This is a genomic window from Thioclava kandeliae, assembly GCF_040297545.1.
Lineage (GTDB): Bacteria > Pseudomonadota > Alphaproteobacteria > Rhodobacterales > Rhodobacteraceae > Thioclava > Thioclava kandeliae.
In genome coordinates this window covers 326,768-340,776 of the sequence record NZ_JAYWLC010000001.1, presented here as the reverse complement: position 1 = coordinate 340,776, position 14,009 = coordinate 326,768, and the positions used below count along the sequence as shown (strand labels likewise).

Here is a 14,009-nt window from a genome sequence, read left to right as displayed (position 1 = left end):
AAATGAACCAGATCCTGCGAATGATTATGAATCAGCTGATCCGCAAAGGGGTCAATTACGGCGTCAATCGGGGGATCAAGATGGCCTCCAAACGTGGCCGCAATGCGGGCGACGACACTCCGATGACACCCGAGGAACGCGCGCGCCAGAAAAAGCTGCAGAAGATGGCGGGGGGCGCGAAGAAGTTCTCGCGCATGACCAAGATGGGGCGGCGCCTCTGAGGCTGCTCAGCTCGCCCGGAAATGTTTGGCGAGCTTCAGGCCCTGTCCCTGATAGTTCGACTTGAGGTCGGCGCCATAGAGACGCTTGGGGCGCTCCGCCATGTGCTCGTAGACCAGCCGGCCCACGATCTGGCCATGTTCCAGAACGAAGGGCGCCTCGTGACAGCGCACTTCCAGCACGCCGCGCGAGCCTTGGCCACCCGCCGCCCCATGCCCGAATCCCGGATCGAAGAAGCCCGCGTAATGCACGCGGAATTCGCCCACCATCGCCAGATAGGGTGCCATCTCGGCCGCGAAATCGGGCGGAATGGTCACCGCCTCACGCGAGACAAGGATATAGAACGCGCCGGGATCGAGGATGATCCGGCCCTCGGTCGTGCGCAGCTCTTCCCAGAACTCGGTCGGATTGTATTCACCGATCCGGTCCAGATCGATCACGCCGGTATGGGGTTTGGCGCGGTAGCCCACCAGATCGCCCGTCTCGGGGCGTAGATCGACCGAAAAGCCCAGACCGTGGTCAATCACCGCCTGACCGCTGACAAGCGGCTCCAGCATATGCAGGGCGCGCAGCTCGTCATCCGAGAGCGCCGCCTGACCGCCCGAGAAACGGATCTGATTAAGCCGCATTCCCGGTCGCACCAGAACCGAAAAACTGCGCGGGCAGATCTCGGCAAAAAGCGGGCCGCTATAGCCTTCGGGGATACGGTCGAATTCGGTGCCGTGATCGGTGATGACGCGGGTCAGCAGATCCAGACGACCGGTGGAGGATTTGGCATTAGCCACCGCGCTGATGCCCTGCGGCAGCGCAAGCGATTCCATCAAAGGCACAAGATAGACACACCCCTTTTCGAGCACCGCCCCATTGGAGAGATCCATCCGGTGCATCTCGAAATCGGCAAGTTTGTCGGTCACACAGATGCCACGTCCCGCAAGGAAGGAGGCGCGCACCCGATAGGCCACAAGGCCCAGCCGTAGGTCGAGGCTGGCAGGCTGTATCTGCTCGGGAGTTACCGCAATATCGGCGGAGATCTCGCCCTTGGAGATCATCGCCTCGATGGCGCTGTCGGAAAGAACACCAATCGTCACGGGGCGGATCTCCTTCGGGAAATGTCTTTCGAAAACTGTCGGTTAGATACAGGAAAGCCCACCCCGAAGGGTGGGCTGTTCTGATGGTCGGGCCAGCGAGATTCGAACTCACGGCCTTCCGTCCCCCAGACGGACGCGCTAACCAGGCTGCGCCATGGCCCGACATGAGGCGCATATAGAGGGAAAGCGGCGCGGGGTGCAAGAGCGAAAACGAAGATTTTTTCGTCTTTTTTCATCTGCTTTCCCGCGCCCCCTAAAAACACGTCAGGGACGGATTTCGCGCGACAGTTCACGGCGCAGCGCATGCAGTTTGTCGGCGGCGCGGCGCAGGGCAACCTGTTCGGTGCGCGTCATCTGCTCGGGGCGGATCGTGGAGATTCGCGCGACGACCACCGAGATTCGGGTGGGCGGCAGATGGTCGGGTTCCTCGGCGCTGGCCTGCGGCGCCGAGATCTCGGCAAGGGCTGCGGCGCTCTGCTCGGGGCTCGGGCGGGGGGCGGGCGGCACCACGGCCTCTGCCTGCGGCACAGGCGCATCGACTGAGGCTTCGACCGGGGCTGTTTCCGCTCCCCGCGCGGCGTCGTCCCCGGCAGCGGCTTCTGTTTCCGGCGCGTCGGTCTCGTCCTCGATCAGCGGGGAGAAGTCTTCCTCCTCCGGCTCATCGTCGAAAAGCGGTGTCTGCGCCCAGACATCGTCAAAGCTTGGCGGCAGGTCTGAAGGGGAGTCGGCGTCGTGCATCCCAGGGGCGGCTTCGGCCGTGTCTTCGGGGACGCTGTCCATGACCTCTTCGCCGGGAAGGGGGTCAAATTCCGGCAGGAAACTATGGGGCTGATGCGGGGCGCCGTCTTCGACCGGAGCAGTTTGTGGCACTTCATCGTCTGCGGACAGCACCGGCATGCTGTCGGAAACCGCATCGGCCTCTGTGGCCTCGCGCTCTGCCAAGAGGTTTTCGGACGGCTCCATCAGCGGCTCTGCCACCTCAAGCCGTTCCCGACCCAAATCGCTCACATGCCGGATGCCCTGTTCCTTCAGCACTTTCTGCGCGCCGCGGATGGTCAGACCGTCCTCGTGGAGAAGCTGGCGGATACCACAGAGCAGGGCAATGTCGTCCGGACGATAATAGCGGCGGTTGCCCGCGCGCTTGGTCGGCTTGATTTGCGGGAATTTCCCCTCCCAGAAGCGCAGGACATGCGAGGGCACGCCCACAATCTCGGAGGTCTCGGAGATCGTCCGGAAGGCATCGGCAGATTTTGCCATGACTTGTGAATTCCTTTCCCGAAAATCGGATATTCCCGGGCCTATATAGCATGATGCGCCCCTTGCGGGGCGCTGATCATCGGTTATGGATTATTTCGAGTTACCTTCGGCCACGCGATCCTTCATCAGATGCGAGGGGCGGAAGCTGAGCACGCGGCGCGGGCTGATCGGAACTTCCTCGCCGGTCTTGGGATTGCGACCCATACGCGAGGCCTTGTCGCGGATCGAGAAGGTGCCGAAAGAGGAGATCTTCACGGTTTCGCCCGCGACGAGCGCATCGGAGACATGCTGCAGCACATCTTCGACCAGCTGGGCCGATTCATTGCGGGAGAGACCGACTTCACGGAAGACGGCCTCGCTGAGATCCATACGCGTCAGTGTCTTGGACATGGTGCCCCCTGAAGAGAATTTTCATTCAAGGATGGGCATGTCAGCCAGCAAAGTCAATATCGCCAGTGGCTTGGCAGGGATTATTGCGATATTTCGCGCAATTGTCCCGCAAAATCCGCCCGATTACCAGCGAAGGACGGCCGAACCCCATGCCAATCCACCACCGATCGCCTCGACCACGACCACATCGCCGGTCTTCAGCTTGCCCTCGGAGGCACCGACCGAGAGGGCCAGTGGGATCGAGGCAGCCGAGGTGTTGCCATGGTCCTGCACGGTGACGATCACGCGCTCCATCGGCACGCCCATCTTCTCGGCGGTGGCCGAGATGATCCGGGCATTGGCCTGATGCGGCACGATCCAGTCGACATTCTCACCGGTCATGCCCAGCTTGCCCAAGGCGGTATGCGCGGTCTGGGCGAGCTTGGTCACCGCATGGCGGAAGACCTGATTGCCCTGCATGCGCAGATGGCCCGACTGGCCGGTGCTCGACACACCGCCATCGACATAAAGGAGTTCGCGGTAGCGCCCGTCCGAATGCAGATCCGAGGCGAGGATGCCGCGGTCATCGGAGGTGCCGGTGCCATCGGCGGCTTCGAGGATCAGCGCGCCCGCGCCATCTCCAAAGAGCACGCAGGTAGAACGGTCTTCCCAATCCATGATCCGCGAGAAGGTCTCGGCGCCGATCACCAGCACGCGCTCGGCCTGACCCGACACGATCAGCCCATTGGCATTGGTCAGCGCGAAGATGAAGCCTGCGCAGACAGCCTGCACATCATAGGCAAAGCCGTTGGTCGAACCGAGACCGGCCTGCACCATGGTGGCAACAGAAGGGAAGGTGAAATCGGGAGTGGATGTTGCCACGACGATCGCATCGATCTCGTTGGCTTCCATCCCGGCACTTTTCAGCGCGGCCTCGGCGGCCTTGACCGCCAGTTGCGAGGTGGTTTCCCCTTCGGCGGCGAAATGGCGCCGCTCGATGCCAGTCCGCGAGCGGATCCATTCATCGGACGTCTCGAGCGTGGCCTCGAATTCTGCATTCTCAACAATGCGTTCGGGCAGGTAATGCCCGACACCACGGACCACGGCTCTGATCGTCATAGGGTTACTCGTTTTTATAAGTGGCAGCGTCGGTAGTTGCGGCATCCTGCCCAAGGGGGAGGTCACTTGCAACCCGCGCCGCGAGTCTTTCAGCAAAGCCCGAAGCGGCCAGACGTGCCGCCAGATCGATGGCGGCTGCCACCCCCAGCGCATCGGCCGAGCCATGCGATTTCACCACTGTGCCGTTCAGGCCGAGGAAGACCCCGCCATTGGCACGACGTGGATCGATCCTTTCGGACAGGCGTTTGAGCGATTTCATGGCAAGCATCGCGCCGAGTTTGGACATCACTGAAGAGGTCAGCGCCTCCTTCAGAAGACGCCCCGCAAGCTTGGCGGTGCCCTCGCCGGTTTTCAGGGCGATATTGCCGGTAAACCCGTCGGTCACGATCACGTCAGCCTTGTTCGACGACAGATCACTGCCCTCAACAAAGCCTACGAATTCGAAATCACCGCGCTCTTGGGCATCACGGCACAGGCCATAGGCCTCGCGGATCTCGGCGCGGCCCTTATGTTCCTCGGTGCCGACATTCAGCAGGCCCACACGCGGACGCTCGATATTGAGCGCGTTGCGGCAATAGGAGCTGCCCATCAGCGCATAGGTCAGAAGGTCGGGCGCATCGGCTTTGATGTCGGCGCCCATATCGAGCATGACGCACCAGCCCGCCGTATTCTGCGAGGGCCAGAAGCTTGCGATGGCCGGACGGTTGACCCCCGGGAGTTTGCGCAGACGCAACATCGACAGCGCCATCAGCGCGCCGGTATTGCCGCAGCTCACGGCAACCTGTGCAGATTTCTCGCGCACGGCATCGACGGAGGCCCACATGGAGCTGTCCTTGCCATTACGCATGACCTGGGAAGGCTTGTCCTCCATCCGCACCACGTCTTTCGCGTGGCGGATGGTCACAATATTCTCCAGACCGCGTGCCGCAACGAGGCTGCGAAGCTCCGCTTCGGGGCCATTGAGCAGGAAGCGCAGATCAGGAGACTTCTTCGCGGCGCGCGCGATACCGTCGACCACGACAGAGGGGCCATGATCGCCCCCCATCGCGTCGACAGAAATGACGATAGCGCCGGATTGCTCCGGCGCTGCGGTCGCATCGCGACCCTGCGTCACAGCAGTCGTATCCTGCCCTGCGTCCAGCGACTGGTCTTGCCGGTTAAGCATGCCGATAGCTGTATCGTCGGGCAACGCGGCTTATGCCGCGTCGTCGTCAAGATCGACTTCGTCAGCAGCTGCGACGACTTCACGGTCGTCGTAGTGGCCGCAAGCGCCACAAACGTGGTGCGGGCGCTTCAGCTCGCCGCAGTTCGGGCATTCAGCCGGATTTGCAGCGACAAGTGCGTCATGCGCGCGGCGCATGTTGCGGCGGGAGCGCGTGACTTTATTCTGAGGGACAGCCATGTCTCAACCTCGGATGTTAGGGGGCGCATCGCCCGCGGTGATTGGCCATATGGCCTTGATTTTCCTAGGTTTCACGGGGTCTCCACAAGGGACGACTCTGGTGTGAACCCAAAACTCGAATGAGGCCGGGAACATACTGCGATTTTCCCAGCGTGCAAGCCCTTTATTGAGGCGGTGACGCAGAAAATTCGCGGCAAGGTCCGGCCTGCCCATAGAGAGGGCAGAATGATCGTGCGATGTTCCGTCCTTCGGGGGCTTGGCCCCTGCCGTTCGGCCTTGTGGAAGGGCCGGGATTCGCGCGTTCACCGCCCGCTTACGCGTTTCCGCCCTTTTTGTCCATCAAAGCCTTCAGGTTTGCGAAAGGTTTGAGATCCGCGTCGCGTAAAGGTGCCTCGCCGGGCTTGGTAACGACGGTCTCGCCCAGTTCCACACCTTCCTTGCGCGGATAGAGCGGCAGGCCCAGCTCGAAGGCCTCGAGGGCCACATGCGCCAGATCGATCACAGCAGGCAGGGCTTCGGCACTGTCATCCTCGGGGATCTCCGATTCTTCTGCCGTGGGTTCGACCCAGTCACGCAGGTAGCGGCGGCTGACCGATTCCCGCACCTCGCCCGGCACCGGCTCGAGCGTGATGACGCAAGATTGCGTGATCTGGGCGATCAGTTTGCCGGTCAGGATGAAATCATGCTTGCCGGCGGGAGCAAGCTCGCCCTTGAACATCAGCGTCCCGACCGAGACGATATCCGCCCAGTCGGCGATGGCCTTGCGCTGCGCCTTGTCCGGCGAGATTTCGAAGCGCAGGGGCTTGCGTGCATTAAGGTCTTTTACCGTCACCGGATGGGACCAAGGCATTTCGAGTGGCGTGCCGTCTGTCATGACGCGTGTCCTTCTATGGGGGCTGTCCGGCAGGGTCGGGCGGCCTTTCGGGTCTGTTATCGGCCGTGTGCGGCGGAGGGAACGCCCCCCGAGCGCCGCAAAGGCGGGTTGTTTTCTCCGGCAATTTCCGGCACCAAGCATCCTATAACCTTGCGGTTACGGTCTTGAGGGCCGTGTGCAGGTATTGTAATCGAGATAAAAGGCCAATGGCCGCGAGGCAAGGGGGATACAGTGAGCATTGGTTTCGCACCGCGCCGCCTGATACAGGGGGCAGCCCTTTGTGCAGTGATCGGGCTTGGCGCGTGTTCGCCTATCTATCGCAATCACGGCTATGTGCCGACCGACGAGGACCTGTCGCAGGTGAAAGTCGGCCAGACGACCAAGGAAGAGCTCGATACACTTGTCGGGCGTCCCAGCTCTTCGGGCGTGCTGGAAGGATCCGACTGGTATTATGTGGGCTCGCGCTGGAAGCGGATGGGCTGGAGCGCGTCGAAAGAGATCGACCGTCAGGTGCTGGCTGTCAGCTTCACCCAGTCGGGCGTTGTTTCCGATATCGAGCGCTACTCGCTCAAAGACGGTCATGTGGTCTCGCCGACCCATCGTGTGACCGAAGCGAATGTGAAGGGCATCGGCCTGATCCGCCAGCTTCTGGGCTCGGTGGGCCGCATGGATGCGGGGTCGCTCCTCGGGGATAATAGCCCGAGCAACTGATCTGCTCTCCGGTTGCGGGTTTTACGAAACGCGTCGCATCTGCGGCGCGTTTTGCATTTTCGCCTGTAGTGTGGCGCGAAAAGCGACGCGGGGCGGAGTGGCGGGGTATATGACGCGTTTTCTTCACGCGCGAAAGCTAGTCTTGGAGTAGTATGGACGCAGGACGGTCAGGGCCGTGAGGCGGTATCGGAGGCATGGATGAGCTATTCGCTGATGAGGGGGCGCTATCTGGCGCGGCTGGCAGGCTCGGCGGAGGATCTGGCGGCTGTGCAGGCGCTCAGGGGGCTGTGTTTCCGGGGGGCAGGGGCGGTGGATGCCGATGCCTATGATGCGATCTGCCAGCATGTGATGATCGAGGAGAGCGGCTCGGGGCAGCTTGTGTGCTGTCTGCGGCTTTTGCAGCTCGCCTCCGGCGCGCAGATCGGGCGGAGTTATTCGGCGCAGTTCTACGGGCTGGATCCTTTGCGGGCCTATCCTGCGCCGATGGTCGAGATGGGGCGGTTCTGTATCCATCCCGAGCATCATGACGCCGATATCCTGCGTGTGGCATGGGGGGCGGTTACCCATTTTGTGGACGAGGCGCAGGTGGGGATGCTGTTTGGATGCTCGTCGTTCAAGGGGACCGACTGGCGCGCCCATGCCGATAGTCTCGCGCATCTGGCGCAGGGGTATCTGGCGCCGGCGCGCTGGCTGCCGCAGGTCAAGGCTGGTGCAGTGGTGCCCTATGCCCGCGCGCTCTCGGGTGTGGCAGGGGACCGGAAACAGGCCCTGCTGCGCATGCCGGCGCTGCTGCGCAGCTATCTGGCGATGGGGGGATGGGTGTCCGATCATGCGGTGATCGATCCCGATCTGGGCACGCTGCATGTGTTTACCGGTCTCGAGATCGCGGCCATTCCGGCAGCCCGTGCCCGGGCCTTGCGGGCTGTGGCGGGCTGAGGGGGAGGGGCGCTGCCCCTCTTGGGGCTTTGCCCCAATTCACCCCGGGATATTTATGGACATTGGAAGAGGGCCGCCGTGCGAAGGGTGATTGACCTTTGCGCGACGCGTGATTAGCTGCGCCTTATGGCACGTGCACCTATTTTACAGCTTTCCGATATTTCGCTGGCCCATGGCGGCGATCCCGTGTTCGACGGTCTCGATCTTGTTGTCCAGCAGGGCGACCGTGTGGCGCTTGTGGGCCGCAACGGCACCGGCAAGTCGACGCTCATGAAGGTCATGGCGAAGCTTGTCGAAGCCGATCATGGCGATGTGGTGATCCCGCCGGGGATCTCGGTCGGCTATATGGAGCAGGAGCCCGATCTGTCGGGCTATGCGACATTGGGCGAATATGCGGCCTCGGGGCTCGATCCGGCCGAGAGTTACCGGGTCGAAATGGTGGCCGAGGGGCTGAAGCTGAACATGGAGGCCTCGCCCGAGACGGCCTCTGGCGGCGAGCGCCGCCGTGCCGCTCTGGCGAAACTGTTGGCCGAGGCGCCCGAGTTGATGCTTCTGGACGAGCCGACCAACCATCTTGATATCGAGGCGATCGGCTGGCTGGAAGAGGAGCTGAAATCCACCAGAGCCGCTTATGTGGTAATCTCGCATGACCGGGCCTTCCTGAAGGCGCTGACGCGGGCGACCCTGTGGATCGATCGCGGGAAAGTGCGGCGCCTGGAGCGCGGCTTCGAGCATTTCGAGGAATGGCGCGAAGAGGTTTGGGCGGCCGAGGACGAGGCACGTGCCAAGCTGGACAAGAAGATCAAGGTCGAGGCGAAATGGGCCGTGGAGGGGATTTCCGCACGGCGCAAGCGCAATCAGGGGCGTCTTCGGGCATTGCAGGATATGCGCGCCGAGCGCTCGAGCCAGATCAAGCGGCAGGGCGTGGCCGCGATGGAGATCGATTCGGGCAAGGCCTCGGGCAAGCGCGTGATCGAGGCCAAGGGCCTGACCAAGGTCTTTGGCGGCAAGACCATCGTGGAGGATTTCGACCTGCGGGTGCTGCGTGGCGACCGGATCGCCTTTGTCGGCCCGAACGGGGTGGGCAAGACCACGCTTCTGAAAATGCTGATGGGGCAGCTTGAGCCTGATGCCGGCACGATCGCGCTGGGCACCAATCTGGAGATCGCGATTTTCGACCAGACCCGTGCGGCGCTCGATCCCGAGCAGACGCTGTGGGAGGGGCTGGTGAATGACCCCGATATGGCGGTGCGCGGGGCATCGGATCAGGTGATGGTGCGCGGCACACCCAAACATGTGGTGGCCTATCTCAAGGACTTCCTCTTTGACGAGGCCCAGGCGCGCGCGCCGATCAAATCGCTTTCGGGCGGCGAGCGGGCGCGGCTTTTGCTGGCACGGATTATGGCCAAGGCCTCGAATGTGCTGGTGCTCGACGAGCCGACCAACGATCTCGATGTGGAGACGCTTGATCTTCTGCAGGATATTCTGGGCGATTATGACGGCACCGTTTTGCTGGTGAGCCACGATCGTGATTTCATCGACCGGGTGGCCTCGACCACGATCGCGATGGAGGGCAATGGTCGTGCGGTGGTCTATGCCGGTGGCTGGAGCGATTACCGCCACCAGCGCTCGCTGACCGCGGCGGAGGAAAAGGCCGGCACCAAGCCTTCGGCATCCTCGACCAAGCCAGCTGCGACCGCCTCCGGGTCTGCCGCCGTATCCGCCGCGAAACCGGAGGCCAAGCTGAGTTTCACCGAGAAGCACCGGCTGGAAGAATTGCCGAAAGTCATTGAACGGCTCGAGGCCGAGATCGCCAAGCTGGAGGAATTTCTCTCGGCGCCCGATCTCTTTGCCAAGGAACCGGTGAAATTCCAGAAAGCCACCGATGCGTTGGTCGAGCGGCAGGAGGCCTTGTCCAGTGCCGAGGAGGAATGGATGGAGCTGGAAGAGAAGGCTCAGGGCTGAACGGACCGCAAACGGGGGAGCCTGACAGAGCATGGCCCGGAAAAGTGATGACAGGGCGGGAATTGTCGCCTTGTCAGATGCGGGTCCGGCGACTAGCTTTCACAAACTGTTGAGCCTGTGACCTTTGCCCCGAGTGAGTGAACGAGACGACCATGCAAGCCCCGCTGCACCCGCGTGAAGCCGAGCGCCTGAAGGCGCTGCGTTCTTATGATATCGTCGATACCGAATTCGAGGCGGAATTCGAGGAAGTTGTCGATTTCGTGCGCGAAGTCTGTGATGTGCCTGTGGTGCTGATCTCTCTCGTGGAAGAGGATCGGCAATGGTTCAAGGCAAAACGCGGGCTGGAAGCTGCCGAGACGCCGCGCGAGCAGGCGATCTGCGCTTATACCGTGCTGCAGGACGACATCCTCGAGATCGAGGATACGCTGGCAGATCCGCGGACACAGACCAATTGTCTGTGCACCGATGATCCCGATCTGCGGTTCTATGCGGGGATGCCATTGATCACCAAGGACGGTCTGGCTATCGGCAGCCTTTGCGCGCTCGATCACCGTCCGCGTGTGCTGAGCGATCTGCAGCGCCAGACCCTGCGGGTGATGGCGCGTCAGGTGATGGCCCAGCTGGAATTGCGCCGCACGCTGCGGCTTGCGCGCGAGTTGCGCGGCGAGGTGGATCACCGCGTGAAGAACTCGCTGCAATCGCTGGCGGCGCTGGCGTCGATCAAGGCGCGTAACGTAGCCTCCGACGAAGGGCGGGAGGCTTTGCGCGCGATCCAGCGCCGGATCCAGACGGTCGCGATGCTGCACGAACAGCTCTATCGTTCCGACAGCGGTGCGGCGGTCAATCTGGGGGTCTATCTGACGGATGTGGCGCGCTATCTTGAAGGGCAGACGCCCGACCGCGTAAGTATCGCCTGCGAAACCTGCGATCTGGCTGTGGTGGCCGAGCAATCAGCGGCCTTGGGCACGCTGGTCAACGAGTTCGTCGCCAATTCCATCAAACATGGCTATCCTGACGGGCGTCGCGGCAATATCCGTGTGGTTCTGCGTATGCTTGGCCCCGAGGATGCTTCTCTCGAGCTGTCCGATGACGGGGTCGGGTTGCCGGAGGGGGGCGTGAAACGCAAAGGATTGGGGCTGCAGATCATGGAGGCCTCCGCGGCGCAGGCTGCCGGAACCTACGAGATCGTGCCGGTCGCGGCGGGCTTTGCGGTGGCGGTCCGCTTCCGGCCGCGCGAGACCCGCGATCCGGTCTGACCGCCTGTCGGGCGCGCTCTGTCGCGCTACGGTTGACTTACGGTCTGTGATCTTGCATAAGGCGCCAACCCGGCATGATTCTGTCTGCCGGGTTTATCATTGTCATCGCTCCGAGAGGGGCGCGCTGTCCGAAGGCGGCCTCACGGCCAAAGAACTCCGCAAGGGGCCATAGGACGCGGAAACGTAAAGGAAGACGCGATGTTTGCGGTCCTCAAGACTGGCGGCAAGCAATACAAGGTTCAGGCGGGCGACGTGCTCCGCGTGGAACTGATTGCAGCCGAAGCTGGCGACAAAGTCCAGTTCAATGAAATTCTGATGGTTGGCGGCGACAATCTGGTCGTCGGCGCGCCCTTCGTCGAAGGTGCAGCCGTTCAGGCCGAAGTGATCGATTCGATCAAAGCCGACAAGGTCATCACCTACCACAAGCGCCGCCGGAAGCACTCCTCGCAGCGTACCCGTGGTCACCGCCAGAAGCTGACGCTGCTGCGCGTCACCGACATCGTCGCCTCGGGCGCAGATGCTTCGGTCAAAGAAGCTGTTGGCACCGCCGTCGCACGTCGTGCGGCTCACGAAACCAAGTAATCAGGGGAGTTAACCACCCATGGCACACAAGAAAGCAGGCGGTTCGTCCCGTAACGGTCGCGATTCCGCAGGTCGTCGTCTTGGCGTCAAGCTCTATGGCGGTCAGGCAGCTATCCCGGGCAACATCATCGTGCGTCAGCGCGGCACCAAAGTCTGGGCCGGCGAGAACGTCATGATGGGCAAAGACCACACCCTCTTCGCCGTTGCCGAAGGCAAGATCGAGTTCAAGAAGGGCCTCAAGGGCCGCACCTTCGTCTCGGTTCTTCCTGTTGCGGAGGCGGCCGAGTAAGCCGACCTTTCCGTCATACGGAACATCGAAAGGGGATCGGCATCTGCCGGTCCCCTTTTTCTTTTCTGCATTGTGGAGGAGCAATGCGGGAAAACCTGCCGAATACTCTTGCGCAAGTCGGTTTGTCCGACGGGGTGACGTAAGGTCTTCATATGATTTTTACCTTGGCATACTAATTGCCATCTCTCGCCCCGAAAATGGATTAAACTCAGGGGCATCACGGAGGACGACATGTATCAGGAAGCGATCCCTGACCAACCTGTAATCGAAGCCGGAAGGTTCATCCTGCGCCCGCTGCGCAAATCCGACGCGGGCCTCATGACCATGTATACTTCGGACAAACGTGTCGCCTCTGGCACCCGCGCCATTCCGCATCCGCTGCCACCGGGCGCCTCCGAGCAGTTCATCGCGCGGATCCTTGGCAAACAGGGCGACGAGGATGTCTGGGCCATCGACGGTTCGGCACAGGGCTCCAGCGAATTGCTGGGCGTGGTCTCGCTGACCCGCATCTCCGAGACGCAATCCGAAGTGGGCTTCTGGCTCGGCGCGGGCTTCTGGAATGCGGGCTATGCTTCCGAAGCGGTGCAGGCCATCGTCGATGCGAATCCGCATGGCGCACGCACCCTTCTGGCCGAGGTGTTCCAGGACAATCCCGGCTCGGGTCGCGTCGTAACAAATGCGGGCTTCGAATATCTGGGTGATGCCGAAAGCTGGTCGGTGGCGCGTAATGCCTCGGTGCCGACCTGGACCTATCTGCGGAAAATGGCCTGACCCATGATCGGGACGCGCCAGGATACCATGGCGCGTTCCCTTTATACCTCGCGCCTGAACCTTCGGGCTTTCCGGCCCGAGGATGCCCCCGATATTGTCGCAGGTCTTTCGGATTTCGAGACCACGCGCTGGTTGGGCCGTGCGCCGCATCCCTACCGGATGTCCGATGCCATGGCCTTTCTCGAGCGGAGTATGACCAGTGATCTGGTCTGGGCGATCGAGGATGCGCGAGGCTTTGCCGGCATGATCGGTATGGTGGGCGAGCTGGGATACTGGATCAGCCCGCATGCGCGCGGCTATGGCTATGTCTTTGAGGCCGCGCATCTTTTGGTGGCGCGTCATTTCGCAGATCCGCGGGTTCTTGACCTTGCTGCGGGTTATTTCATCGGCAATGGAGCCTCGGCCCGCATCCTGCACCGGCTGGGCTTTCAGCCCGATGGCGCCCCCGACAAACGGCTCAGCGTCGCATGGGGCAGTCTTCGTCCGCATCAGCCGCTCCGCCTGTCCCGCAGCGATTGGGCGGCACGCGCCGTCCCGCGCCTGATAACCGACCGTCTGGAGATCACGCCCCTCAAGAGCAGCGATGCAGGCGCCTTCCACCGGCTGGTCACCCTGCCGGAGGTCGGGCGTATGTTGCAGATATTTCCTGCCGACTGGGCGCTTCCCGAGGCGCAAGGCTTCGTTGCGCGCGCTGCCTGGCAGGCAGCGCGGCCCTGTCGTCTGGCGCTGCGGCGAGAGGGACGGCTCATAGGCTCCATCGGGATCGGCCTCGGGGACTGCCCGCATCTTTTCTATTTCCTCGACCCCGCCCATTCGGGGCAGGGCCTGATGGGCGAAGCCCTCGCAAGCTTCATCGCGTGGCTCGAAAGCTTCTGGGGGCTTCGCCAATTGCAAGCGCGCGTCTTCACCGATAACCCCGCCTCCCGCCACCTTCTCGAAAAGGCGGGTTTCCGACATACGGGCTCCGGTCGCGGCCAATCTGCGCAGCGGGACCGGTCCGCCTCTGATTGGGAAATGTGCTACACTGCTCCCGATCCGGTCTTCCACTGTCCATAAATATCCCGGGGGTGTGGGGGCTGGCCCCCACTTCCGACCTTGATCCGCGCGCGCAGGCAGCGTATCCAGCGCGCTTGGTATCAACGCCACATCACGCCCCAAATCCAAGCCGAAC

16 protein-coding genes and 1 tRNA gene are annotated in these 14,009 nt (G+C 62.3%); 9 read left to right on the top strand and 8 right to left on the bottom strand.

Annotation, left to right across the window (positions count from 1 at the left end; translation table 11 throughout):
* The first annotated feature begins 2 nt into the window (after positions 1-2).
* A complete protein-coding gene (locus VSX56_RS01655) occupies positions 3-221 on the top strand; it encodes a hypothetical protein (protein ID WP_350934369.1) in 219 nt (72 codons plus the stop codon).
* A gap of 6 nt (positions 222-227) precedes the next feature.
* Here VSX56_RS01655 and VSX56_RS01650 read toward each other — a convergent pair whose 3' ends face one another.
* From VSX56_RS01650 to VSX56_RS01615, 8 genes are all read right to left on the bottom strand, one after another.
* Positions 228-1,307 carry a 2'-deoxycytidine 5'-triphosphate deaminase gene (locus VSX56_RS01650; protein WP_350934366.1) on the bottom strand — a complete coding sequence of 360 codons (1,080 nt, stop codon included), beginning with the start codon at positions 1,305-1,307 and terminating at the stop codon, positions 228-230.
* Positions 1,308-1,391: 84 nt separating this feature from the next.
* Positions 1,392-1,469, bottom strand: a tRNA-Pro gene (locus VSX56_RS01645).
* A 102-nt stretch (positions 1,470-1,571) separates the two neighbouring features.
* The gene (locus tag VSX56_RS01640; RefSeq protein ID WP_350934364.1) at positions 1,572-2,564 is read right to left on the bottom strand and encodes a MerR family transcriptional regulator; all 993 of its coding nucleotides are present in this window, start codon (positions 2,562-2,564) and stop codon (positions 1,572-1,574) included.
* 90 nt (positions 2,565-2,654) lie between these two features.
* Positions 2,655-2,954, bottom strand: a complete 300-nt coding sequence (ihfA, locus tag VSX56_RS01635; protein ID WP_339112209.1) for an integration host factor subunit alpha — start codon at positions 2,952-2,954, stop codon at positions 2,655-2,657.
* A 123-nt stretch (positions 2,955-3,077) separates the two neighbouring features.
* Positions 3,078-4,052, bottom strand: a complete 975-nt coding sequence (locus VSX56_RS01630) for a beta-ketoacyl-ACP synthase III (RefSeq protein ID WP_339112210.1) — start codon at positions 4,050-4,052, stop codon at positions 3,078-3,080.
* 4 nt (positions 4,053-4,056) lie between these two features.
* Positions 4,057-5,097, bottom strand: coding sequence for a phosphate acyltransferase PlsX (gene plsX / locus VSX56_RS01625; protein WP_339114490.1), 1,041 nt, complete (start codon positions 5,095-5,097; stop codon positions 4,057-4,059).
* A 150-nt stretch (positions 5,098-5,247) separates the two neighbouring features.
* Positions 5,248-5,454, bottom strand: coding sequence for a 50S ribosomal protein L32 (rpmF, locus tag VSX56_RS01620; RefSeq protein ID WP_339107683.1), 207 nt, complete (start codon positions 5,452-5,454; stop codon positions 5,248-5,250).
* A 313-nt stretch (positions 5,455-5,767) separates the two neighbouring features.
* Positions 5,768-6,328 (bottom strand): YceD family protein, encoded by a 561-nt coding sequence (locus tag VSX56_RS01615; protein WP_339112211.1) that lies wholly within the window; start codon positions 6,326-6,328, stop codon positions 5,768-5,770.
* Positions 6,329-6,559: 231 nt separating this feature from the next.
* On the opposite strand from VSX56_RS01615, the gene VSX56_RS01610 reads away from it, so the two are divergent.
* The 8 genes from VSX56_RS01610 to VSX56_RS01575 all read left to right on the top strand — a co-directional run bounded on the left by VSX56_RS01610 (position 6,560) and on the right by VSX56_RS01575 (position 13,894).
* On the top strand, positions 6,560-7,039 hold the full coding sequence (locus VSX56_RS01610; protein ID WP_339112212.1) for an outer membrane protein assembly factor BamE: 480 nt from the start codon (positions 6,560-6,562) through the stop codon (positions 7,037-7,039).
* Between the two features lie 198 nt (positions 7,040-7,237).
* Positions 7,238-7,975, top strand: coding sequence for a GNAT family N-acetyltransferase (locus VSX56_RS01605; protein ID WP_350934358.1), 738 nt, complete (start codon positions 7,238-7,240; stop codon positions 7,973-7,975).
* A 126-nt stretch (positions 7,976-8,101) separates the two neighbouring features.
* A complete protein-coding gene (locus tag VSX56_RS01600) occupies positions 8,102-9,940 on the top strand; it encodes an ABC-F family ATP-binding cassette domain-containing protein (protein ID WP_350934356.1) in 1,839 nt (612 codons plus the stop codon).
* A 152-nt stretch (positions 9,941-10,092) separates the two neighbouring features.
* Positions 10,093-11,196, top strand: coding sequence for a histidine kinase dimerization/phosphoacceptor domain -containing protein (locus tag VSX56_RS01595; RefSeq protein ID WP_339112215.1), 1,104 nt, complete (start codon positions 10,093-10,095; stop codon positions 11,194-11,196).
* Positions 11,197-11,394: 198 nt separating this feature from the next.
* Positions 11,395-11,778, top strand: coding sequence for a 50S ribosomal protein L21 (gene rplU, locus VSX56_RS01590; RefSeq protein ID WP_339112216.1), 384 nt, complete (start codon positions 11,395-11,397; stop codon positions 11,776-11,778).
* Between the two features lie 19 nt (positions 11,779-11,797).
* Positions 11,798-12,067, top strand: a complete 270-nt coding sequence (gene rpmA, locus VSX56_RS01585; RefSeq protein ID WP_339112217.1) for a 50S ribosomal protein L27 — start codon at positions 11,798-11,800, stop codon at positions 12,065-12,067.
* A 231-nt stretch (positions 12,068-12,298) separates the two neighbouring features.
* Positions 12,299-12,838: a GNAT family N-acetyltransferase gene (locus tag VSX56_RS01580; protein ID WP_339112218.1), complete on the top strand. Its 540-nt coding sequence runs from the start codon at positions 12,299-12,301 to the stop codon at positions 12,836-12,838.
* 27 nt (positions 12,839-12,865) lie between these two features.
* The gene (locus VSX56_RS01575) at positions 12,866-13,894 is read left to right on the top strand and encodes a GNAT family N-acetyltransferase (protein WP_350934351.1); all 1,029 of its coding nucleotides are present in this window, start codon (positions 12,866-12,868) and stop codon (positions 13,892-13,894) included.
* Positions 13,895-14,009 lie beyond the last annotated feature (115 nt).